At 44.8% G+C, this 24162-nt stretch carries 20 protein-coding genes and 1 riboswitch; of the genes, 10 read left to right on the top strand and 10 right to left on the bottom strand.

What is annotated here, in order from left to right; genetic code table 11:
- The first annotated feature begins 34 nt into the window (after positions 1–34).
- A complete protein-coding gene (locus tag ACY3ZI_RS16900; RefSeq protein WP_211887435.1) occupies positions 35–742 on the top strand; it encodes a DUF1190 family protein in 708 nt (235 codons plus the stop codon).
- A 6-nt stretch (positions 743–748) separates the two neighbouring features.
- A complete protein-coding gene (locus ACY3ZI_RS16905) occupies positions 749–1909 on the top strand; it encodes a glutathionylspermidine synthase family protein (RefSeq protein ID WP_036956269.1) in 1161 nt (386 codons plus the stop codon).
- Positions 1910–2001: 92 nt separating this feature from the next.
- Here ACY3ZI_RS16905 and ygiD read toward each other — a convergent pair whose 3' ends face one another.
- Both ygiD and ribB read right to left on the bottom strand, forming a co-directional pair.
- Positions 2002–2805 (bottom strand): 4,5-DOPA-extradiol-dioxygenase, encoded by an 804-nt coding sequence (ygiD, locus tag ACY3ZI_RS16910; protein ID WP_487375560.1) that lies wholly within the window; start codon positions 2803–2805, stop codon positions 2002–2004.
- Positions 2806–2975: 170 nt separating this feature from the next.
- A complete protein-coding gene (ribB, locus tag ACY3ZI_RS16915; RefSeq protein ID WP_036956267.1) occupies positions 2976–3629 on the bottom strand; it encodes a 3,4-dihydroxy-2-butanone-4-phosphate synthase in 654 nt (217 codons plus the stop codon).
- Between the two features lie 154 nt (positions 3630–3783).
- Positions 3784–3951: riboswitch (FMN riboswitch) on the bottom strand.
- 225 nt (positions 3952–4176) lie between these two features.
- Here ribB and ubiK point away from each other — a divergent pair.
- A complete protein-coding gene (gene ubiK / locus ACY3ZI_RS16920; protein ID WP_006662951.1) occupies positions 4177–4455 on the top strand; it encodes a ubiquinone biosynthesis accessory factor UbiK in 279 nt (92 codons plus the stop codon).
- Positions 4456–4543: 88 nt separating this feature from the next.
- On the opposite strand, the gene hldE is transcribed toward ubiK, so the two are convergent.
- The 3 genes from hldE to ACY3ZI_RS16935 all read right to left on the bottom strand — a co-directional run bounded on the left by hldE (position 4544) and on the right by ACY3ZI_RS16935 (position 9884).
- Complete coding sequence (hldE, locus tag ACY3ZI_RS16925; RefSeq protein ID WP_036956264.1) at positions 4544–5971, bottom strand: bifunctional D-glycero-beta-D-manno-heptose-7-phosphate kinase/D-glycero-beta-D-manno-heptose 1-phosphate adenylyltransferase HldE; 1428 nt, start codon at positions 5969–5971, stop codon at positions 4544–4546.
- 95 nt (positions 5972–6066) lie between these two features.
- On the bottom strand, positions 6067–8910 hold the full coding sequence (gene glnE / locus ACY3ZI_RS16930; protein WP_487375561.1) for a bifunctional [glutamate--ammonia ligase]-adenylyl-L-tyrosine phosphorylase/[glutamate--ammonia-ligase] adenylyltransferase: 2844 nt from the start codon (positions 8908–8910) through the stop codon (positions 6067–6069).
- A gap of 11 nt (positions 8911–8921) precedes the next feature.
- A complete protein-coding gene (locus tag ACY3ZI_RS16935) occupies positions 8922–9884 on the bottom strand; it encodes a CYTH domain-containing protein (RefSeq protein ID WP_487375562.1) in 963 nt (320 codons plus the stop codon).
- Between the two features lie 280 nt (positions 9885–10164).
- Between ACY3ZI_RS16935 and ACY3ZI_RS16940 the strand changes: the two genes are divergently transcribed.
- Together ACY3ZI_RS16940 and ACY3ZI_RS16945 are read left to right on the top strand one after the other, a co-directional pair.
- The gene (locus ACY3ZI_RS16940; protein ID WP_036956260.1) at positions 10165–10776 is read left to right on the top strand and encodes a TIGR04211 family SH3 domain-containing protein; all 612 of its coding nucleotides are present in this window, start codon (positions 10165–10167) and stop codon (positions 10774–10776) included.
- Between the two features lie 10 nt (positions 10777–10786).
- Positions 10787–12022 carry a multifunctional CCA addition/repair protein gene (locus ACY3ZI_RS16945; protein WP_211887430.1) on the top strand — a complete coding sequence of 412 codons (1236 nt, stop codon included), beginning with the start codon at positions 10787–10789 and terminating at the stop codon, positions 12020–12022.
- Between the two features lie 56 nt (positions 12023–12078).
- Here the strand turns inward: ACY3ZI_RS16945 and folB are convergent, their stop codons facing one another.
- Positions 12079–12438 carry a bifunctional dihydroneopterin aldolase/7,8-dihydroneopterin epimerase gene (gene folB, locus ACY3ZI_RS16950; RefSeq protein ID WP_154599822.1) on the bottom strand — a complete coding sequence of 120 codons (360 nt, stop codon included), beginning with the start codon at positions 12436–12438 and terminating at the stop codon, positions 12079–12081.
- Between the two features lie 115 nt (positions 12439–12553).
- On the opposite strand from folB, the gene plsY reads away from it, so the two are divergent.
- On the top strand, positions 12554–13207 hold the full coding sequence (plsY, locus tag ACY3ZI_RS16955; RefSeq protein WP_036956256.1) for a glycerol-3-phosphate 1-O-acyltransferase PlsY: 654 nt from the start codon (positions 12554–12556) through the stop codon (positions 13205–13207).
- 309 nt (positions 13208–13516) lie between these two features.
- Complete coding sequence (locus ACY3ZI_RS16960) at positions 13517–15049, top strand: methyl-accepting chemotaxis protein (RefSeq protein ID WP_036956255.1); 1533 nt, start codon at positions 13517–13519, stop codon at positions 15047–15049.
- Positions 15050–15141: 92 nt separating this feature from the next.
- On the opposite strand, the gene tsaD is transcribed toward ACY3ZI_RS16960, so the two are convergent.
- The gene (gene tsaD / locus ACY3ZI_RS16965; RefSeq protein ID WP_211887428.1) at positions 15142–16173 is read right to left on the bottom strand and encodes a tRNA (adenosine(37)-N6)-threonylcarbamoyltransferase complex transferase subunit TsaD; all 1032 of its coding nucleotides are present in this window, start codon (positions 16171–16173) and stop codon (positions 15142–15144) included.
- A gap of 373 nt (positions 16174–16546) precedes the next feature.
- Between tsaD and rpsU the strand changes: the two genes are divergently transcribed.
- The 3 genes from rpsU (at position 16547) to rpoD (ending at position 20659) form a co-directional block, all read left to right on the top strand.
- On the top strand, positions 16547–16762 hold the full coding sequence (gene rpsU, locus ACY3ZI_RS16970; protein WP_001144069.1) for a 30S ribosomal protein S21: 216 nt from the start codon (positions 16547–16549) through the stop codon (positions 16760–16762).
- A 118-nt stretch (positions 16763–16880) separates the two neighbouring features.
- On the top strand, positions 16881–18626 hold the full coding sequence (gene dnaG, locus ACY3ZI_RS16975) for a DNA primase (protein ID WP_487375563.1): 1746 nt from the start codon (positions 16881–16883) through the stop codon (positions 18624–18626).
- 182 nt (positions 18627–18808) lie between these two features.
- Positions 18809–20659, top strand: a complete 1851-nt coding sequence (gene rpoD, locus ACY3ZI_RS16980) for an RNA polymerase sigma factor RpoD (RefSeq protein WP_487375564.1) — start codon at positions 18809–18811, stop codon at positions 20657–20659.
- Positions 20660–20720: 61 nt separating this feature from the next.
- Here rpoD and ACY3ZI_RS16985 read toward each other — a convergent pair whose 3' ends face one another.
- The 3 genes from ACY3ZI_RS16985 to ACY3ZI_RS16995 all read right to left on the bottom strand — a co-directional run bounded on the left by ACY3ZI_RS16985 (position 20721) and on the right by ACY3ZI_RS16995 (position 24095).
- Positions 20721–22190: an MFS transporter gene (locus ACY3ZI_RS16985; protein ID WP_487375565.1), complete on the bottom strand. Its 1470-nt coding sequence runs from the start codon at positions 22188–22190 to the stop codon at positions 20721–20723.
- 180 nt (positions 22191–22370) lie between these two features.
- On the bottom strand, positions 22371–22763 hold the full coding sequence (locus tag ACY3ZI_RS16990) for a hypothetical protein (protein ID WP_211887424.1): 393 nt from the start codon (positions 22761–22763) through the stop codon (positions 22371–22373).
- Positions 22764–24095 carry an MFS transporter gene (locus ACY3ZI_RS16995; RefSeq protein ID WP_211887423.1) on the bottom strand — a complete coding sequence of 444 codons (1332 nt, stop codon included), beginning with the start codon at positions 24093–24095 and terminating at the stop codon, positions 22764–22766.
- Positions 24096–24162 lie beyond the last annotated feature (67 nt).

A 24162-nucleotide genomic window follows, 5' to 3' on the forward strand; every position in this document is an offset into this window, starting at 1 on the left:
ACCTCTTACTTATTATTTATTCAAGGTAATTACCATGACCATGAAGCGTACCAAAAATATTAATCAGAACGCCTTCCGTAAGTCTTGGCGCTCATACCGTTTAGCTCCTGTCGCTGTAGCGGTCAGTGCTGTATTTATGCTGTCTGCGTGTGAAGAGAGCGATGAAACTGTGTCTCTGTACACTAACGCGCAAGACTGTAGCCAAGCCAATCCATCTCAAGCAGATCAATGCACCCTTGCGTATAACAACGCATTGAATGAAGCCGCTAAAACGGCGCCAAAATACGCAACTCAAGAAGATTGCGTAGCGGAATTTGGTGAAGCAATGTGTACTCAGGCACCAGCTCAGGCAGGTATCGCAGGTACAAGCACACCAGCAGCTGGCGAGCCAGTAGCTCAACAACAAAGCAGTGGCAGCATGTGGATGCCATTAATGATGGGCTACATGATGGGCCGTATGATGGGCGGTAGCGCACCATCTCAACCGCTGTTTAGCTCTAAAAACCCAGCCAGCCCAGCCAATGGTAAATTTGTTGATGCGACGGGTAAAAGTTATGGTCCAGCCGTTGCTGGTGGTCGTTCAATGAGCGTACCAAAAACTGCGATGGCACCAAAACCAGCCACCACCTCCACTATTACTCGTGGCGGCTTCGGTGACACAGTCAACAAACAAGCGACAGCGCAACGTTCATCTTCGTCCGCGAAATCCAGCTCATCCTCTTCCCGTTCAATGGGTGGTTGATAAGTAATGAAACGTGTTCCTATTGTAGAGCGTCCTAACTGGCGTGAAAAAGCAGATGAGTTTGGTTTTCACTTTCACACCATGTACGGCGAGCCGTACTGGTCTGAAGATGCCTATTACCAATTCACGCTAGCACAAGTTGAAGAAATTGAAGAAGCCACCGCTGAAATTCACCAAATGTGTTTAAAAGTGGTTGAGCGCGTTGTTGAAAGCGATGAATTACTCGCTCGCTTCCAAATTCCTAAACACTGTTGGGAATTTGTCCGTAGTTCGTGGAAAAGTGAGCAGCCTTCATTATATTCCCGCCTAGACTTAGCTTACGATGGCGTAAATCCACCTAAGTTACTGGAAAATAATGCGGATACACCAACGTCACTGTATGAGTCAGCGTTCTTCCAATGGATTTGGTTAGAAGACCAAATCGAAGCTGGAAAACTACCAGAAAATGCAGACCAATTTAACAGCATCCAAGAGCAGCTGATTGAGCGTTTTGGTGAGCTGAAAGATCAATACGGTTTCCGTTTGCTACATATGGCTTGCTGCCAAGATACCGAAGAAGATCGTGGCACAGTCCAATATCTGCAAGACTGTGCGAATGAAGCTGGTGTAGCGACCGAATTCCTGTATATAGATGAAATCGGGCTGGGTGAAAAAGGCGAGTTCACCGATACACAAGATCAGGTCATTAGTAACCTGTTCAAACTGTATCCTTGGGAATTTATGCTCAGAGAAATCTTCTCAACCAAGCTGCAAGATGCGGGTGTACGTTGGTTAGAGCCAGCATGGAAAAGCATTATTTCCAACAAAGCGTTACTGCCAATGTTATGGGAAATGTTCCCTGATCATCCAAACTTGCTACCAGCCTACTTTGCGGATGGTAACAAACCAGAGCTTGAAAGCTATGTGATTAAACCGCTATTTTCTCGTGAAGGTGCGAATATTCGCGTCATCGAAAATGGCAAAGAAATCGCTTCTGCGGATGGCCCTTATGGTGAAGAAGGGATGATTATCCAGCAATTCCACTCACTGCCAAAATTTGAAGGCAGTTACACATTAGTGGGCAGCTGGTTAGTTAACGATCAACCTGCGGGCATCTGCATTCGCGAAGATAAAGAACTGATTACTCAGGATTTATCTCGTTTCTACCCACATATTATTATCGACTAATATTTCGTTAGTTTGATAAAACAGGGTGTCTGATAAAAAGAAAGCGGCAACGAACTATTTCGTGCCGCTTTCTTATTTTTTTGTTCTCAGTATTAACCAATTTGCACTGACAACATGCTCAGTGATGCGGAAACAATCCCCTCCACCGGCGTACTTATCCCTTCTTCACCATCCCAAGTCCCTAAAATAGGTAAGATAGGTAAAAAGTGTTCCGGCGATGGATTCGATAATTTACCATCTTCACGATCTAACCCTTTTGTGAGCGGATGCGGCTGCTCGTGACTGCGTAAATTGTCATACACAAACTGCTCAAAAGAGGTTGCCCAAGGATAAGGTGCTGCATTAGCATTTTGCCAATCCATCGCTCTTAAATTATGAACTACGTTACCGCTGCCCATAATCAATACCCCTTCATTTCGTAATATCGCCAGCTTTTTACCTAACTCATAATGCCAAGCAGCCGGTTTCGACCCATCAATACTGAGCTGAACAACAGGGATATCCGCTTGAGGATACATACGGACTAAAATTTCCCATGTACCGTGGTCAAGCCCCCACTCCTCTTTATCTTGATAAATTGGCTCTGGAGACAGTAATTCAGCCACCTGTTTAGCCAGTTCTGGAGAGCCCGGTGCTGGATACTCAATTTGGTATAAAGCTTCAGGGAAACCACCAAAATCATGGATAGTTTTCGGTTTAACCATCGCTGTGATCGCCGTTCCACGGGTATACCAGTGTGCTGAGATCACCAAAATCGCACGCGGTCTAGGCAAGATCTTGCCTAGTTTTTCCCATGCTTTAGTGTACGAATTATGGTTAATCGCGTTCATCGGACTACCATGACCGATAAATACCGCAGGCATTCGATGGGTTAAGTGTTGGTTATTTGTCGACATGATGACCTCAATTCCACAAAAAGGATAATGAGTATCAGCATACCCTTTTTTAGAAAAAACACAGTGGGGGAATTATGAGAATGATCATCAAAAAATTTGAAGAGGCCACAAAGGTGTGCAACTTTGTGGCCGATGACTCTATAAGCAAAACGTTTTAAAAACCTAGCAAATTAGCTGGCTTTTTTTTCCAACTGAAGGCGGTAGTTCACTAAGTCTTCGATAGTCACAACAGTCATGTTGTGCTCACGAGCAAACTTCACCACATCTGGCGCACGCGCCATGCTGCCATCATCGTTGGTTAACTCACACAGTACTCCTGCGGGTTTGAAACCTGCCAGTACAGCTAAGTCGATTGTCGCTTCCGTATGACCACGGCGAGTTAATACCCCACCCTCACGAGCGCGCAGAGGGAATACGTGACCTGGACGGTTAATGTCCGCAGGTACCGCGTTATCCGCAATTGCGGTTTTAATCGTTGTGATACGGTCAGCCGCAGAAACGCCTGTTGTTACGCCTTTTGCCGCTTCAATAGTGACCGTAAAACCAGTTTGGTTTTGGCTGGTGTTTTTTTCCACCATCATCGGAATATCAAGCTGCTTACGGCGTTCTTCCGTAATACACAGGCACACAATGCCGCTGCTGTAGCGAATGGTCATTGCCATTTGCTCTGTGGTCATGGTTTCTGCTGCAAACACTAAGTCACCTTCATTCTCACGATCTTCATCATCGAGAACTAAGATACCTTTGCCTTGGCGCAGGGCTTCAATTGCATTTTCAACACGCTCGGTTGGATTACCGAATTCGGAAAGTAGCGTCTGATTCATGGTAAAAACCTTCTTAAATTAACAATATTTGAGTTACCAGAACCAGGGCAGTCTTAGGAGTACGAGAAATGAATAAACATAACGACTTCACAGCCGTTTCGCCATTCAATATGTAGAACAATGTTGCACCCAATAGGTACAAACATGCAGATACAGTGATTCTCTCCCATCCGGACTATAACCGTCGGCTCCAGATTCACACTGGATCTGCTGACCTTTCCTATCCATGACAATAATGCCAAAGATAACAAAGCGCTCGCGGGCTTCATGCGCGATGCATGTTACCGCCGGTGGGGACTTTCACCCCGCCCTGAGATTACGCAATCAATATAACTCCAATAATTCAATGGTGCAACGAACAAACGATAAACTGGAAACTTACTCACACTTTTCGCCAATAAAAACAAGATGAAGCAGTGTGTTTCCATAATAATAGAAGAAGGTGGTTTATTCATAACGCCGCAGGTATTACACTACCCCACATTATTTATTGTGAAACTGACGCTATCTTAAAGCTGATGTTATATTGAAACTGAAGGACCCGCGAATGCTCGATCCGAAAAAAATTGAACAAGTTGCCCGCCAAATTCAAGGTGCTCTTCCAAAAGGCGTGCGTGACTTAGGTGAAGACTTTGATAAAAAGCTTCGTTCACTGCTGCAATCTCAGCTTGGCAAATTAGATTTAGTCAGCCGAGAAGAGTTTGATATTCAAACGCAAGTTTTGCTGCGCACTCGCGAAAAACTGATGAAAATGGAGCAGCGCGTTAGCGCACTTGAAGCCCGTTTTTCAGATGAAAAAGTGATTGAAGAAAAACAAGAAGATTGATTCAGTCACAAACAAAAAAGCCTAACTTCTGTACGCATTTAAATGCAGACAAAAAGCTAGGCTTTTGCTAAAACCAATTAATATTTAATTATTTGGTTTTCATAATATTTTTAATGATATTGGTGGTTGAAATACCATCTTCGAAATTCAGTACCATCACTTGCCCACCAGCAGCCCACACTTCCTTGCTACCGGCAATCTCATCTGGCTGATAATCACCACCTTTTACTAAAATGTCAGGCAGAATTTCGGAGATCAAACGCTGAGGTGTATCTTCCTCGAATGGCACAACCCAATCCACAGCACCTAATGCGCCCAACACAATCATACGCTGGTCTAATGGATTAACTGGGCGAGTTTCCCCTTTCAAGCGACGGGTCGATGCATCACTGTTTACCGCAACAATCAGGCGATCACCCAATTTACGTGCATTTGCCAAATAGGAAACATGTCCTGCATGCAGAATATCGAAACATCCATTGGTCATCACTACGCGCTCACCGCGAGCACGCGCATCGGCTACGGCTTGTTTAAGCTGGCTTTCGGTCATTACGCCGAAACCATTCTCTGCGCGACCACGGATCGCATTTTCTAATTCAATAGGGGAAACCGTTGAAGTCCCTAATTTACCAACCACAACACCCGCCGCTGCATTCGCTAATGCACAAGCTTCATGCAATGGACGACCTGATGCAATTGATGCCGCCAATACGCCAATGACCGTATCGCCAGCCCCTGTCACATCAAAGACTTCCTGTGCTTCAGTCGGTAAATGTAGAGGTGCCTCATTACGGCGGATCAAACTCATCCCTTGCTCTGAGCGAGTAATCAACAGTGCTGATAACTCTAAAGACTCAAGAAGCTGCATCCCTTTTTCTTCAACATCTTTATTATCCTTGCAGCGACCCACTATCGCTTCAAATTCAGACATATTTGGCGTTAACAGGGTCGCTCCGCGATAACGTTCGAAGTTGTTGCCTTTCGGGTCGATAAGAACAGGCACGCCTGCTTTATTCGCCAGCGCAATCATCTTCTCAACTTCGGTTAATGCACCTTTCGCATAGTCAGACAGCACCAATGCGCCAATATGTGGCAGAGCTTGTTCGATGCGCTCTAACATTGGCTGTGCATCCACATTTTCGAACCCTTCTTCAAAGTCGAGGCGGATCAGCTGCTGGTTACGGGATAAAACACGTAACTTAGTAATGGTTGGATGCGTTGGAATTGCTACAAAATCACAGCGGACATTCACGCCATTCAGGTTCTCGGTCAGCGCTTTTGCCGCATCATCAATCCCTGTTAAACCCACTAAGCGAGAATTTGCGCCCAGTGACGCAATGTTCATTGCCACGTTTGCAGCGCCGCCCGGGCGCTCTTCCACCATGGTCACTTTAACAACCGGAACCGGCGCTTCAGGTGAAATGCGATTCGTAGGTCCATGCCAGTAGCGATCTAACATGACATCACCAACAACCAATACACCTGCTTGCTTATAATCAGGAAGGGTTACTTTCATCCCGCACTCCAGTTATGAAAAGAAAATCTGAAATTAATTGCCGCTAATACTAGCATATTGCGCGATATCGCCTAAATAATTTGCTAGCTAATCAATTACTCAAGCCATTTTTTCCAGCTGGCAAGCACCAAAGCTCGTTGACTCGCAAATTGCTGGCTATCTACCCGACTCGGTAAAGATTGTAGCGCTAAATGGTGTAGCTCGTTACGCATCGTGACATACGCCTGCGTTAAGCCATACGCCTCTTCTTCCGGCATAAAATCATACTGTGCCATTAACTCAAAAATACGCACATTATCAGACCAGCGAGTCAGCGCTGGGTTATCAATAGCAAAACGCAGCACTAAGTATTGAGCAATAAATTCAATGTCAGTGATCCCGCCCGGATCCGCTTTTAAATCAAACTCATTTTCCTGATGGCTTCCCAAATGCCGATGCATTTTCAGACGCATATCCCGCACCTGCTCACGCAGCACATCTGGCTCTCTCGGCAGACATAAGGTTTCATGACGAATTTGCGTGAATTTTTGTTGTAGAGAACTATCACCAAATACCATGCGAGCACGGATCAGCGCTTGGTGTTCCCATGTCCACGCATCATTTTTTTGGTAGTCATCGAAAGATTGAATTGTGCTGACCAACATGCCCGATTCACCAGAAGGTCTTAGGCGCGCATCCACTTCGTACAATACCCCTGAAGCCGTGCGGGTGCTAAAAAGATGAATAATACGCTGCGCAACACGCAGATAAAATTGGCGAGCCTCGATGGAACGATCCCCTGTTGTCACCGCATTCATCGGGCAGTCAAACAGAAAAACCAAATCCAAATCTGAGCTATAACCCAACTCCCAGCCGCCTAATTTTCCATAACCCAGTACCGCAAATCCGTACTGTTTTTCATCAAACTGCGCTAAGTGATCTGGCTCACCATAACGCTTGACCATCATTTGCCATGCTTGGCGTACCACCGCATCAATAATCGCTTCAGCCAAATACGTTAAGTGGTCACTCACTTTCATCACAGGGAGTACCCCAGAGATATCCTCCGCGGCAATGCGTAATAATTGTGCCTGTTTAAATTGGCGGAGTGCTTCTAATAGCTGCTCTTCGTCATCTTCAGGTACACGCATTAAATATTGGCGTAATTCATCACGGTAAGCGGTGAGCGGTAATGGCTGATACAAGGATTGCGGGTCGAGTAATTCATCCAACAAAAGTGGATGGCGGGCTAACTGCTCGGCAATCATTGGTGAAGCCGCACACAAACGAATAACGTGGGTCAGCACTTCGTCAAATTCGAGCATAAGCTCTAAATAAGTTGTTCGGCTAACAATGCTCAGCAGTAATGGCGTGATGCGCTCAATCACTCTCCCTGCATCTTCGCGCTCACCCACTTTAGCCAACAATTTGGGCATTAATTCATCAAGAACATCACGTCCACGAGGACCGATAGTGCGCTTATTAAGATCATGGCGGAATAGGTTAATTCCGTGGATCATTTTTTCTGCGACGAGTTCATCTTTTGACGGTAAATAACTTGCCAGCTCCTCTTTGGAAAGCTCGCTTTGCCAGAGCGTAATATACGCTTCATGGCACTCTTCCACTTGGTCTTCCTCGTCATCGCTACCAATTTGTTCTGCAAAGATTTGGTGTACCGTTGCCATTTTCGCACTCAGTTGCTGATAAAAATCAGCCCAATTCGCAAACCCCATCCCCCACGCTAAACGCATCTGATTTAAAGCATCATCGGGTAATGTTTGGGTTTGTTGGTCATCGATACTTTGCAGTAAATTCTCTAACCGACGCAGGAAGATATAGCTGTCTTGCAGTTGAGTGACTTGCTGCGCAGGTAATAATGCAAGTTCTTCAATGCCTTGCAATGCCGTAAATAAAGATTGTGACTGTAATGCAGGTTCTCGCCCACCTCGGATCAACTGAAAAACTTGGGAGATAAACTCAATTTCACGAATGCCTCCCGCGCCTAATTTGATGTTGTTGACCAATCCACGGCGGCGGACTTCCCGCTCAATCATGTTTTTCATATTACGTAGGGATTGGATGACGCTGAAATCAATATAGCGACGGTAGACAAACGGGCGCAATAATTTACGCAACGTATCCGCATAGTGGACGCTGTCAGGCCCCATGATACGGGCTTTGACCATAGCATAGCGTTCCCAGTCACGTCCTTGTTCTTGGTAGTAATCTTCCAAAGCAGAAAAACTGAAGACCAATGGACCGCTATCGCCAAATGGACGTAAACGCATATCAACGCGATACACGAAACCGTGAATGGTGACTTGGTCAAGAACGCGGATAAGCTTCTGCCCTAAGCGCGTAAAAAACTGCGCGTTATCCAGCTCTTTACGTCCACCTTGAGTAACCCCATTTTCGGGATAAGCAAAAATCAGGTCGATGTCAGACGAGAAATTTAATTCCCTGCCGCCCAGTTTCCCCATCCCAAGTACTAATAGTGGTTGTGGGTTTCCAGCACGATCACACGGTGTTCCCCACAAGAGGCAATAGGCTTTGTATAGCCAGTCTCGCGCCGCAACAATCAATACCTCAGCCAGTTCGCTCAGTTGCACAATAGTATCGCGCTGAGTACATAATTCTAAGGTTTGCATCCAAGCAATACGCACTAACATATGATGACGAAAAGTGCGTAAAACTTGCATCAAATGGTCTTCATCCGTCACCGATGCTAGCGCTTCCTCCAGCCATTCCCCATAGCGAGTCCATTCATCGCCTACCGGCGGCAGTGTTCGAATATGCTGTAAAAATCGGGAATGGGTGAGAACCTGTTTCAACGCAAAATCACTGAATGACAGGAAATTCAGTTCAGATTCATTTAACGGAAGCAACTCAGAAGATTGCTCCGTAAGCTGCTGAATAATACGTTGGTGTTGGTTCTGCAAAAGCTCGGAAGAAAGCGGCATAGATTCAGTACCTATTCGACATCAGTATACGTTAAGGCGGTTAACCACTGAATAAAGGCTAGTTTGCATTTTAGCCATTGGCTACTGTAACAAAAACCTTCTGCGCTGACCGTTTCATCAGTCACATCCAAACGTAATTGTTTCAGAGGGAGATCATGAACAAAATGCGGTGCAGAGTTTTGGTAATGCACTAAGAAAGCCTGAACAAAGCGTAAGAATTCACTGAGCCCATGACGCGCGTGTTCACCATCTGCTAGCCAATACTGTTCATGCTGCTGGCAAAGTTGCTGCATATGCAACAGTGATTTTTCAATCGGTTGTTCTTCATAATCAAACACAGACTCAGGACGGACTAAAGGTACTGGCTTATTCACCAGTAATGAATAGCCTCGCGCCGCTTTACTCAGGGAGGATAGATTCAGGCCATCGATATCTGCGAATTTCTTCGCTAAATTCAGTACGTCCGCCACAAAGCCTTGTTTTAGCTCCAGTTCAAATTCTTGAATCGGTAAATCTTTCGCACCTGCAGAGACTTCCCCTTGGTCGAAGACAATTTCAATTTCACTATCTTCGAATTTCACCAACCATGTTTCGCGGGTGAAATTGGTGCTAAACAGAACTTCCAACTCATCCTCAAGTTGCGCGATATCCGTTCCTTCTGGCCAAATCTCTGCTGGAAATGCCGCGAGATTGATTTCAGGGGAATCAATTTCCACGTTGAACTCTGGACGCTGGTGTAATCCGCTAATCACTTGCCCAGCCGTTTTCATCGTCATCTCATAACGACCATCACAGCCCCGAATGCGCAATCCCATATCCCATTGGCGTAGCTGTCTTTGTGCCGTATCAAAATAGATATTAGTCAGCTTGCGAGGGGCCGAATGTTGCGGCGAAAGCGTCGAAATACACTGGCGAACAGCATCAATAGCAGAACTCTGAGCCGCTAACTTGAGTTCAACTTCTATGTGGTTCATACATTTCCTTATTTAATAATTTTACTCCATCCATATTACCCCAATCCCTGAGAGCAGAGAAAAGAAACCGCACGGAAACCAAAAATTCTACAAACATAAATTCCCTTAGAGGGTTGTTTCAATAAAATGCTTAAAAATTGTATTATCCAGTGACTTAGGAAGGTTCTCATTCTCATTCAACATTTACACAACTCTATGCTTTAACGTTTGCACCAATAGGCTTTACTTATTAGTATTTAATTAATAAGACACTCATTCACCGTGAAAAGATAAAAACACTATGCGAAAAATTCCACTTTTACTTGTTTCAATCATGGGGTTAGGCCTTTCAATCACAGCAAACGCTGAAACACGCTACGTTTCTGAAGATTTATCGACTTATGTCCGTAGTGGTCCGGGTACCAACTACCGCATTGTTGGCTCGCTAAACGCAGGTGAATCCGTTGAACTGATTTCAGTGGATAATAAATTTGCTCAAATTAAAGATGGCAAAGGTCGCACCGTTTGGTTACCAACGGATCAGCTCAGCGACATCCCAAGTATGAAAAGCCGAATTCCACAGTTAGAAGCTGAAAATCAAAAGCTTCGTCAACAGTTAGATAACATTGATAATACTTGGAATACTCGTACCGCAGACATGCAGCAAAAAGTGGCTGATAATGATAGCGAAGTGCGTCAACTCAAAGCAGAAAATGAAAAACTGAAAAACGAGCTTATCAAAGCGGGTAAAAAGTTAGACATTGCTGAAGTGAATCTAGATGATCGTCGCCGTGAGTTAATTTTACAGTGGTTTATGTATGGTGGTGGCGTGGCGGGTGCTGGATTAATTTTAGGGTTACTTCTGCCTCACATTATTCCACGCCGTAAAAAACGTAATGATGGTTGGATGTAAGAGAGCCGAAATGAAAGTCTATCTCGTCGGTGGAGCGGTACGTGACAAATTACTTGGATTACCCATCTCGGATAGAGATTATGTGGTGGTGGGTACCACGCCAGAGGCGATGCTAGCCCAAGGCTTTCAACAGGTAGGCAAAGATTTCCCTGTCTTTTTACATCCAAAGACTCACGAAGAGTATGCCCTTGCCAGAACTGAACGAAAAATCGGTTCTGGCTATACAGGATTTAGCTGTTATAGCGCGCCAGACGTCACCATCGAGGATGACTTACTGCGCCGAGATTTGACCATCAACGCCATCGCACAAAGTGATACGGGGGAGCTGGTCGACCCTCATCATGGCGTGCGAGATCTCAAAAATCGCGTTCTGCGCCATGTCTCTGATGCTTTTTTGGAAGATCCGTTGCGCGTATTGCGTGTGGCACGTTTTGCCGCTCGCTATTATGAACAAGGCTTTCGAATTGCCCCAGAAACTATGGCGTTGATGCAATCCATGTCGGAATCGGGAGAGCTATCCCATCTCACCCCTGAGCGTGTCTGGACAGAAACGCACAAAGCATTGATGTCCAATTCACCGCAAGTTTACTTTGAAGTTTTACGTGAATGTGACGCACTTGCCGTCCTATTCCCTGAAATTGATAACCTATTCGGCGTACCAGCCCCGGAGAAATGGCATCCAGAAGTGGACACTGGGATCCATATTTTGATGGTAATGCGCGTGGTGGCAACATTATCGAAAGATATTGATGTGCGTTTTGCTGCGTTATGTCATGACTTAGGTAAAGGTCTTACGCCAAAAGCGGTCTGGCCGAGTCATCCACAGCATGGGGAAGCAGGGATCCCCCTGATCATCGATTTATGCGAGCGATACAGGATCCCAACCAGCACCAAAGATCTCGCCTGCCTTGCTGCAAAATATCACGATATGATTCATGTGATTAACAAGCTCAGCGCTGCCGATATTGTTGGGATCTTTGATGGATTAGATAGCTGGCGTAAACCTGAGCGTATTTTTCAGCTTAGTTTAGTGAGTGAAGCTGATGCCAGAGGTCGCGGCGGGTTAGAAAACCAAGCCTATCCTCAAGGAATATTTTTACGCCAATCCTATGAGATAGCCAAAGCGGTTGCCGTAAAATCGATTATCGAGCAGGGCTTCCAAGGCGCACAAATCCGAGAAGAGCTGACTAAGCAGCGTGTTCAAGCTGTTGAAGCGTGGCTAAAAATACAAAAAGTGATGATTTAAAATAGCTGAAAATATTGGCGGCACATAGACCGCCAACATTCACGAGGCAATCCCCATTAGCTGGTTTTCGTACCACGTTCAATCAACACGCCCATATTAGCAGCACGAGCTACAGCCCCTGGCTTAGACACTCGGATACGTACCCAAGGCGTTAAAAATTCATTCAGTAGAAGTTGAGCAACCTCTTCCGCAACCCGTTCTACTAATCCAAACTTGTTCTGTTCTAAATAGCTAACAACGCGTTCGCTGACATCGGCATAATTCAAACATAATTCAACATTATCGCTCATCGCGGCCTGTTTATTGTCCCATCCCATTTCGATATCGAGCAAAAGTTTTTGTTCAATATCTTGTTCCCAGTCATATACACCAATAGTGGTGATGACTGATAATTGTTCAATAAATACGATATCCATCACGTCATTTTCTCGTTTATGTGCTGAATTGATACCACTTCAGGAAAAATGTGCGTATTATCCAAGACTGAAGTGAATTACATATAAATAGCCTAAACCGTTTTTGGAGTTAGTTATGAGTGCTATCGCGCTTGGCATGATAATCTTCGCCTATCTTTGCGGATCAATATCGAGTGCTATTTTGATCTGCCGTCTGGCAAGATTACCCGACCCTCGTCAACACGGCTCTGGTAACCCCGGTGCAACTAACGTCTTACGCGTCGGCGGCAAAGTCGCCGCTGCCTCAGTACTGATCTGTGACGTACTGAAAGGGATGATCCCTGTATGGCTTGCTTATTATTTAAATGTGCAACCATTCTATCTTGGCTTGGTCGCGATTGCAGCCTGCCTTGGGCATATTTATCCAGTTTTCTTCCACTTTAAAGGTGGAAAAGGCGTTGCTACCGCATTTGGATCCATCGCAGCAATCGGCTGGGATCTTTCGGGACTGGTAGCAGGCACTTGGCTGCTCACCGTATTGCTCAGTGGCTACTCATCCCTTGGAGCGATTGTCAGCGCACTAATGGCACCATTTTATGTGTGGTGGTTTAAGCCTGAATTCACCTTCCCGGTTGCTATGCTGTCGTGCTTAGTGCTTGTTCGCCATCATGGCAATATTCAGCGTCTATGGCGCGGACAAGAAAGTCGAATTTGGCAGAAATTGAAAAATAAAAAGCAAAAAACCACCAAAGAGATAGCTCAAGAGCAACGTGAGGATAACGACGATTAGCTTCCTTCACGAATCACTCTTCTAATAAGTCATTACTTTGATAAACAATAAGGGCTGAATTCAGCCTTTTTTGTTTCCATTATCTTCCCTTTCTCTTCAATCGCATCCTTCTGTACCATCAAAAACTTTCCCTATTTTTTACTGCATTGACTCACACTCACCTCACTCATTTTGGTACGTACTTACACTTATTCGCAACGCAGCGCACACTTTTAAAAAATAGTTAAAATATTGCAAATTTATTACTAATGAATAATTAAAAGCTGTCGACTATATAAAGGAAAACTTAACTATAAAAGTGAATATAAAATGAGCAGAACTCCATATGTAACTCAAAATGAACATATCTTAGATGAAGATATCACCTTGATGACCACAAGCGACCTTCAAGGGAATATTATTCACGCTAATGATTTCTTTGTGCAGGTCAGTGGGTATGATCTCGATGAATTAATGGGACAGCCTCACAGTATTATTCGTCATCCTGATATGCCAAAAGCCGCCTTTGCGGATATGTGGCGTACCTTAAAAATGGGAGAGCCGTGGACTGGGATCGTCAAGAACCGTCGTAAAAATGGTGACCATTACTGGGTTCGTGCCAATATCATCCCTATGCAGCGAAAAGGTGTCATCACCGGTTATATGTCCATTCGCCTACGCGCCACCCGAGAAGAAATCGCCGCAGTTGAGCCGCTGTATAAAGCCCTAGTCGAAAATCGCAGTAATCGCCGAATTTATAAGGGGATCGTACTACCCAAACGCCGTCGATTCTCACTTTCAACACTGTCTGTTCGCTGGCGTTGCCGTTTAATTTCCAGCAGCTTATTTGTTTTGTGGATGGCGATGGCAGGTTTATCGGGTCTCTCCGGTAATGCACTACTACTAACCAGCTTATTCACTTTAATAACCCTGCTACTCGGCAATGTAATGCTAGAGCGCAGTTTTGCGAAGCCGCTCGAAAATATTATGTCTCAGGCATTAAGCGTAGCGCGAGGTAACCGTAATAGCATTGACCACATGAGCCGCGTTGATGAAATTGGGCAGATCCTGCGCTCCATTGGTCAGCTGGGCTTAGTGTGTCGTTGGCTAATTAACGATGTCTCTGAGCAAGTGGATAACGTTCGTAAAGGCAGCCAATCGTTAGTGAGCGATTGTGGTGAACTCGATAGCCATACACAGCGTACCGTAGGCTATATGCAGCAAACCGCCGCCACCATGAACCAAATGGCAGTCTCCGTTAAGATGAATGCGGACAATACCCATAAAGCCGATGTGCTATCGAATGAAACCAGTGAAACAGCGGTGAATGGCGGTGCAATGATGGATGCGGTGGTCATCACTATGGACGAAATCGTACACAGCACCAGTAAAATCAATTCGATCACCGATGTGATTAAAGATATTGCATTCCAAACCAATATTTTGGCGCTAAATGCCGCCGTAGAAGCCGCTAGAGCGGGTGAACAAGGCAAAGGTTTTGCCGTCGTCGCCAATGAAGTTCGTAGCTTAGCAAGCCGCAGCGCCAGTGCAGTGAACGATATTCGCGAGCTTATCAATAACTGTGAGAAGAAAGTGAGTTCCGGTAAAGACCAAGTCTACGCGGCGGGGAACACGATGAAAGAAATCGTGGATCAAGTGCAAAACGTAACGCAACTGATTACCCATATTAGCCATGCTACAACGGAGCAAGCTTCTGGGATTTCGGATATCACACAAGCCGTCAGTGAATTGGAGTCCATCACTCAACAAAGTAGCTTACTCGTTGAGCAGAGCACCGAGACCGCGAATCACGTTAAAGATCGTTCCATTCGCTTAGAGGATGCAGTGACTATCTTGCACTAAAAACGTCTTGCACTAAGCACGTTTTACCATAAAACAGGGGGCTAACGTAATACGCTAGCCCCCTGTTTTCATTATGTTTTGAACATAATAATTTATTTAACAGCACCTTCATCTAACGGTGGCAACTCTGCAAGCGGCCAGCGAGGACGAACCGTCACACCTAAATCTGCATTTGCTCCGCCTTTTAAGCGAATTAAGCCCGCGAGAGCAATCATTGCGCCATTGTCTGTGCAAAACTCAGGGCGCGCATAAAATGCTTCGCCGCCACGCTGCTTCAAAACTTCTTCCATTTTGGCGCGTAAAGTACGGTTAGCACTCACGCCACCGGCCATCACTAAACGTTTAAAGCCCGTTTGCTCAAGCGCGCGCTTACATTTAATGGCGAGTGTATCCACAACTGCATCTTCGAAAGCACGGGCGATATCAGCGCGAGTTTGAGGATCATCTGGGTTATCACGAATCGTATTTGCCGCAAAAGTTTTCAAGCCAGAAAAACTAAAATCTAACCCCGGACGGTCAGTCATCGGGCGAGGGAAAACAAAACGCCCTGCTACACCTTGCTGCGCCATACGAGACAACACGGGGCCACCCGGATAATCTAAACCAAGTAACTTCGCCGTTTTATCAAATGCTTCGCCTGCCGCATCATCGATGGATTCGCCAAGAAGTTCGTATTCACCAATGCCCGTCACGCTAATTAGCTGGGTATGACCACCAGACACTAACAGTGCCACAAATGGGAATTCAGGGCTTTTTTCTTCCAGCATTGGGGCGAGCAAATGCCCTTCCATATGATGCACAGCAACCGCAGGTACATCCCACGCAAATGCCAGTGCACGACCCACTGTCGCCCCCACCATCAATGCACCCACTAAGCCGGGGCCTGCGGTGTACGCAACGGCATCGATGTCTTCACGGGATAAATTGGCTTCTTTAAGCGCCGCTTGAATTAGCGGTACTGTTTTGCGGATATGATCACGAGAGGCTAATTCGGGTACAACACCGCCGTAATCAGCATGAACTTTAATTTGGCTGTATAACTGGTTCGCAAGTAAACCCAGTTTATCATCATAGATTGCGATTCCGGTTTCATCGCAAGATGTTTCGATACCTAAAACACGCATTGCACTACCCTTGTTTGTTGCATGGGGGCAAGTCTACCACTAAATTTGCGTCATCGCGCCTAAATTTGCGTCATTGCGCAATAAAATGTCATAAAACCCCACAATTAATCCCAGCAAAAGGCTGACTTTCCAAGTTGTATAGTCTATAATCAGAACCCTGTAATAAAAATTTCGTGTGGCAAATTCTCATTATTATCTGGTTTTTCTCACTTTATTGAATAAAGTTGAGGTGAAACAGGTGATCTTGCGTGATTCAATTTTATACGGCACTTTACAAACCCGTACTCATTGAAGTAAAATTCCGCACCATTTTAAATGACGGCTGGTGAACAAAAACCAGCAACAAACCGATTTCTATTGAGGTGAGAGGCACATGCCGGTAATTAAAGTACGTGAAAACGAGCCATTCGACGTAGCACTGCGTCGTTTCAAACGTTCTTGTGAAAAAGCAGGAGTTTTAGCAGAAGTTCGTCGTCGTGAATTCTATGAAAAACCAACGACTGAACGTAAACGCGCTAAAGCATCAGCTGTAAAGCGTCACGCTAAAAAACTGGCTCGCGAAAACGCACGCCGTACTCGTCTGTACTAATTGATTGCGATTTTAATCGCAGCCAATACAGACAAGTAAGTAGTTAGCAGTTAAAGGCCGTGCTTTCCTAACGGAAGCGCGGCTTATTATCGTTCATCAACAGGCGAAAAAGAGGCTTATGGCTGGACGAATTCCGCGTTCATTTATCAATGACTTACTCGCTCGTACCGATATCATTGATTTAGTCGATGCAAAAGTCCCGTTAAAAAAACAGGGTAAGAACCATCACGCTTGCTGTCCTTTTCATAACGAAAAAACACCATCATTTACTGTCAATGGTGAGAGACAGTTTTACTATTGTTTTGGTTGTGGTGCCCATGGTAACGCCATCGATTTTCTGATGAATTACGACAAATTAGATTTTGTCGAAGCGATAGAAGAGTTATCCGCATTACATGGTCTGGATGTTCCTTACGAAAAAGGAACCGGAACCAGCCAAATTGAACTCCATCAGCGTCAAAATTTGTACCAATTGATGGAAAAAATAAATCAGTTTTACTGCGCTGCCTTAAATCATCCATCGGCCAATAAAGCCAAAGATTATTTAAGCCAACGTGGTTTAAGTGCAGATATTATCTCGCATTTTTCGATTGGTTTTGCGCCCGGAGGCTGGGACAACCTTCTCAAGAAATTTGCCGTGAACCCAGAAAGCCGTCAGCAACTTGATGAAGCGGGCATGCTGGTCACTAATGATAATGGTCGCGTTTATGATCGCTTTAGAGAGCGGGTCATGTTCCCGATTCGGGATCGTCGCGGTCGCGTAATTGCATTTGGTGGACGGGTGTTAGGCGATGCATTGCCAAAATATTTAAACTCCCCAGAAACCGATATATTCCATAAAGGTCGCCAACTTTTTGGCCTTTATGAAGCCACGCAAAATAGTAGTGAGCTTGCAAAATTACTTGTTGTTGAAGGCTATATGGACGTTGTAGCACTCGCACAGTATGACATCCGCTATGCGGTTGCATCACTTGGCACCTCTACAACCTCTGAGCATATTCAATTGCTCTATCGCTCAACAGACACGGTAATTTGCTGTTATGACGGAGATAGAGCAGGAAGAGAAGCCGCTTGGCGCGCACTTGAAAACGCCCTTCCTTATCTGACCGATGGTCGCCAACTCCGTTTTATGTTTTTGCCTGATGGCGAAGACCCAGATTCATTGGTACGCAAAGAAGGAAAAGACGCCTTTGAGCAACGCATGGAAAATGCGCAAAGTCTTTCCACCTTTTTGTTTGACTCTTTAGTTCCCCAAGTGGATTTAAAAACCCAAGAGGGTCGAGCAAAAATTAGTAAACTTGCTATCCCATTGATAAAACAGATTCCGGGTGAAACTCTACGTCTTTATATGGCACAAGAGCTAGGAAATTTCATTGGTATACCGGATATTTCCCAAGTTCTTGCTATGATTGATAGAGAGAGTACTGAGCCAGTTAACTATCAGGCACCCAAACTGAAACCAACAACAATGCGCATACTTATCGCGTTGTTGGTGCAAAATCCGAACTTTTCGGAGCTTGTTCCCTCGCTAGAGGGAATTGCCCATATCCAAATGCCGGGGCTTTCTCTATTTCAGGAATTGGTTGAAGTTTGCCGTTCCACCCCCGGAATGACCACTGGGCAGTTGCTAGAACGTTATCGTGATAATAATTTCGCGAAACAACTTGAAAAACTCGCAACATGGAACGATATAGAAATAGAGGAAATAGCGGAAAATACCTTTATAGATGCTCTAAATCATCTATTTAATAGCGCCCTCGATGAGCGTTTCGACTATCTGATAGCGAAAGAACGAACACAAAGGCTGACACCTGAAGAGCGCGAAGAAGTCCGTCTAATCACTCTTTCACGAGTGAAAACTTAAAGCATCCAAAAAATAGTATATAAAACGGCTTAAGTGCCGCAAATAACAAGGCAAATGCCTGTAAATGCTACGAAATATAAAGGGCGTAGCGCGTAGTCAAATGTCCCTTTAAATGTTCTTGTTGGCCGTTAGTTTCGCCGACCGACACCAATTTAAATACTCAGAAGTGTGGATACCGTCTTATGGAGCAAAACCCGCAGTCACAGCTTAAGCTACTCGTCACCAAGGGTAAAGAGCAAGGTTATTTAACCTATGCTGAGGTAAACGACCATCTGCCGGAAGATATCGTCGATTCAGATCAGATTGAAGATATCATCCAGATGATTAATGACATGGGCATCCAAGTCATGGAAGAAGCACCTGATGCCGATGATTTAATTTTGGCTGAAAATACTTCCGACACGGATGAAGATGCGGCTGAAGCTGCAGCTCAAGTATTGTCCAGTGTTGAAAGTGAAATCGGCCGTACCACTGACCCAGTGCGCATGTATATGCGTGAAATGGGAACTGTCGAACTTCTTACCCGTGAAGGTGAGATCGACATCGCAAAACGTATCGAAGATGGTATCAATCAGGTTCAGTGCTCTGTTGCTGAATACCCTGAGGCTATCACCTACTTACTTGAACAGTATGACCGCGTCGAAGCTGGCGAAAGCCGCTTATCTGACCTCATCACTGGGTTCGTTGACCCAAATGCGGAAGAAGATTTAGCCCCTACAGCAACCCACGTAGGTTCTGAACTTCCACAAGAAGAGTTAGATAAAGACGACGAAGACGACGAAGATGAAGACGGCGATGACAGCGATAGCGATGACGATAACAGCATCGATCCTGAGTTAGCGCGTCAGAAATTCTCTGATCTTCGCGAACAATATGAAAAAACTCGCACCCATATTAAACAATATGGTCGTAGCGATGCGAAAACTGCGGCAGCTATTGAGCAATTGTCCGAAGTTTTCAAAGAGTTCCGTTTAGTACCTAAGCAGTTTGACTATCTGGTCAACAACATGCGTGAAATGATGGACCGCGTTCGTATGCAAGAACGTACCATCATGAAACTGTGTGTTGAACAGTGCAAAATGCCTAAGAAGAACTTCATTACCTTATTCAGTGGCAACGAAACCAGCGAGACTTGGTTAACCGCAGCAAAAGCGATGAACAAGCCGTGGTCTGAAAAACTGCTGGAAGTGGAAGAAGAAGTTCTGCGTTGTCTGCAAAGACTGCGTCAAATCGAAGAAGAAACTGGCCTGACAATTGAACAGGTTAAAGACATCAACCGTCGCATGTCTATCGGTGAAGCTAAGGCTCGTCGTGCGAAGAAAGAGATGGTTGAAGCAAACTTACGTCTGGTTATTTCTATCGCGAAGAAATACACCAACCGTGGTCTGCAATTCCTTGATTTGATTCAAGAAGGTAACATCGGTCTGATGAAAGCGGTTGATAAGTTTGAATACCGCCGTGGTTATAAGTTCTCAACTTATGCAACATGGTGGATCCGTCAGGCTATTACCCGTTCTATCGCTGACCAAGCACGTACAATCCGTATTCCGGTTCACATGATTGAGACCATCAACAAACTGAACCGTATCTCTCGTCAAATGCTGCAAGAGATGGGTCGTGAACCATCGCCAGAAGAACTGGCAGAACGCATGCTAATGCCGGAAGATAAAATTCGTAAAGTACTGAAGATTGCGAAAGAGCCAATCTCTATGGAAACGCCAATCGGTGATGATGAAGATTCACATTTAGGCGATTTCATTGAAGATACCACATTAGAGTTACCGTTAGATTCTGCAACGTCAGAAAGCTTACGTTCGGCAACTCATGAGGTTCTGGCTGGCTTAACCGCGCGTGAAGCGAAAGTCCTGCGTATGCGTTTCGGTATCGACATGAACACTGACCACACCTTAGAGGAAGTGGGCAAACAGTTTGATGTTACCCGTGAGCGTATCCGTCAGATTGAAGCGAAAGCGCTGCGTAAATTACGTCACCCTAGCCGCTCAGAAGTTCTGCGCAGCTTCTTAGACGAATAAGCTACAACGTCTTCAAGTCTACAAAACCAAACACCTGCTTCGGCAGGTGTTTTTTTACCTATCACTCACACTTAATTTTTTGCTGGCGTTTAAGCATTAACGCTAATGAAAGCAAAATGGCCAATGCTCCACCGAACATCGCCAAGTTAAACCCCGAAACAAAGGCTGAGCGCGTTGCTTGCTCAATCATCGTCGATGAAATATGTCCATGTTGGTTAACGAGTTCGATAATCTGTTCAGTAGAAAGCTGAGTATTAATCTGTTGATTACTCAACAGTAAATCGACTGCTCGGTGAGTCATTAGCGTTCCCAACAGGGCAATACCCAGAGTCATGCCCGTTTGTCTCAATGCATTCATCACTGCAGATGCTATCCCTGAATAGGCTTTTTCAACACTCGACATCACCAATGCACCTATTGCCGGCGTCGCCATTCCCATGCCCGCCCCCAAAATAAGTAACGTCACAGCAATAAGAAAATAGTCGGTATCCGCATTCACTCGCGTCAATAACATGGATGACAGGGCAATCAGCAAGAAGCCAATAATCATAATGTTACGGACACTGTATCGCCCGGAAAGCCGACCAAAACTAAATGAAAACAGCGCCATGGCGATAAATTCTGGCGCCATTCGCAAGCCCGCTTCAAACGCCCCCCAACCTTGCCCTTTCTGTAAGAACAGCGCGATAAAAAATACATTACTGTAGGTAGCAAACCCAAGGGCAAATGACGCTATATTATATTGAAAAAAACCAGGATTTTTCTTGAATAGATACAATGGTAATAAAGGGCGAGCCGCCTTCAGCTCCACGGCAACAAACCCCAATAATGCCACAGCGCCAAGCGCTAAACTTCCCAGAGTCCATGAGTTATCCCAACCCAGCTCCCCCGCTTCAATTAACCCATACGTGAGCCCACCAAGGGCAACAATATTCAGCAACTGACCAACCGGATCCAACGCCGCTTTATCAGGATCAGCACTTTCCGTGATCCCTAACCAGCCTAATACCAAGGTCAGTAAACCGATCGGAATATTAATGATAAAGATGGTTGTCCAATCAAAGGTATCCACTAGAAAACCACCTAAGATAGGGCCAATGATCAGTGATAACGCGCTAACTGCCGACCAAATACCAATGACTTTAATTCGCTCAATGTCATTACTAAATGCCTGCGTAATAATAGATAACGCCCCAGGGATCAGGGCTGCGGCAGCAATGCCTTGGACGGCTCGTCCAAATAGCAGCCATTGGATATTTGATGCCAAAGCACAAATCAACGATCCCAATGTGAATATTGCGATCCCCACTAACCACACTCTCTTACGTCCATAACGATCGCTTAAAGGCCCAACGGAGAGAATCAATGCCGATAAGCACAATGCATAGGCATCTATAACCCATTGTAACATTGACAGATTAGTGGAAAGTTCTTGCCCTATTGCAGGGAGAGCGACATTCACAATGCTGATATCAAGCGTCGCCATAAACGTTCCCAAGCACACCGCGATAATCAAAAAAATTCGTTTCATTCTCTTATTCCCATTTTCGATCTTTTCCGCATGTTAGATCGCAACTGACCGACGGTCAATCAATATTGAGAATAAAAATCATTTGTAATTAAAATGAAGAATTCTTTGTTAGCTAACCATAAAAAACGGTCTATTGACCGTTTCATATTCCACTAAGTAACTATTCTTTCAAAACTTAGGTTATTTTACTGGTGTTTCATGCAGGTATTTCCAAGTGCACTTTTCATTTTCAACATGAATACATGCAGTTGAAATTCGTAACGACGAAACGCCTTCATTGGTCTGCAATTCTTGGTACTGTATCCAGCAATCACTTCCTAACTGCTGTATTGGCACTATATTCTGAATTGTGATGGTCAAATGAGGCTTTTTGCCAGCAAGTTGACTAAACAACGCAATGACATCTTTGTGGGCGATCCCCTGTCCTTGGATCGTGACCATTTTAAAATCCGGATCAAAGCTATTCAGTAAAAGCGGTAAACTCTCACCCTGATTGCGCCCTGTAAATACATCCTCAATGACCACATGTAAATCAATTACACTTTGTACTGCCAGCGACATTTTAGCGTCCATCTATTTTCCCTTAATAACTGAAATTAACGATAGCAGCCCCAGAATAGCTGCAATGAAAAACGTATATTGATAACGAACTAACTCTGAAGAAAATGAAACAAGGTTAAAGAGGGAAATTAATACCACCGTTCCCACACTAAAAGCCACCTGACGGTTAATATTCCACAACACACTACCTTGCAATAAATCCTTATCTTTAAAGTCTATTAATGCACTAATTTGCGCAGTATTCGCACTGATCCCACCGCCTGTTCCCATTAATAAATAAGCCATAATGAGCAACATTAATTGGCTTTGGTTATCGACCCAAAACAGAGTCAAGATCCCAATGCTATGCACAACGATACCCGCAATAAATAGGCTTCGCTTACCTAGACGATGATAAAAATAGCCGCCAGTTACCATGGAAATCAAAGCACCCGCCGCATATACCAACATAAACATGCCCGTTTGTTGTGCATTAAATCCGATATTATTTTGTAGATTAAAAATATTCAGTAAATTAACGCCCGTAAAAATTCCCGGCACCGCGTAATAAACAATAAAACCATTACGTAAATTATAATTCTTGAGTAATTGCAGGTTTAAAATCGGTGCTCGGCATTTCTTTGCGTACTGTAAATATACAATCAGCAAAGCGGCAGAAAGCGCAAAACTCAATAATGCGAGGGCTAAACTTTGGTAATCATTATAAAGGGAAAATGACATCAATAAGCTCAGTAAACTGAAACTGACTAACAGCAAGCCAATAATATCAGGCTTTTCTCGTATCTGTTTTTCACTGGATTTTACCCAGCACCAAGCCAACAATGCTGCCAGCAATGAGAACGGAAGATTTGCAAAGAATACCCATCGCCAAGAAAGAGAATCAATGATCATGCCACCAATCGCCGGAGAAAATGCCGGGGCAATTAAAGCAACCGCCATGATCATCGTGGATATCTTTTGACGCTCTTGATTAGGAAATAGTGCAAACACTAAAGCCTGCCCAACTGGAATTAATAACCCCCCAGCAATTCCCTGAATAAAACGCCAGAAAATCAAACTGTAAATAGAATCACTAAATCCACATAGCCCAACGGAAAGGGAAAATAGCAGCATTGAGTAAGCAAGTAGCTTACGCTCCCCCAAACGACCCGCTAACCACAGGCTAACAGGCATAATCAGCACGAGCCCTAAAATATAGGCATTCGCCACCCAAGAGACCATCGACTGGCTCGCCGAAAATGCCGAAGCGATATCTGGCAATGCAATGGTAGACATAAAAATATTAATACAATCAATGAAAAAGCCGAGAAGAAATACTGTAGCGATTTGATAACGGTATGACATAGCTACCTCCAGTCGCCAAGAGTAGAGTGCAGCCCTTCTCCTGTCGATGCAAAGGAAGTAAAATCAT

It is taken from the genome of Providencia sp. LY12, assembly GCF_057621555.1.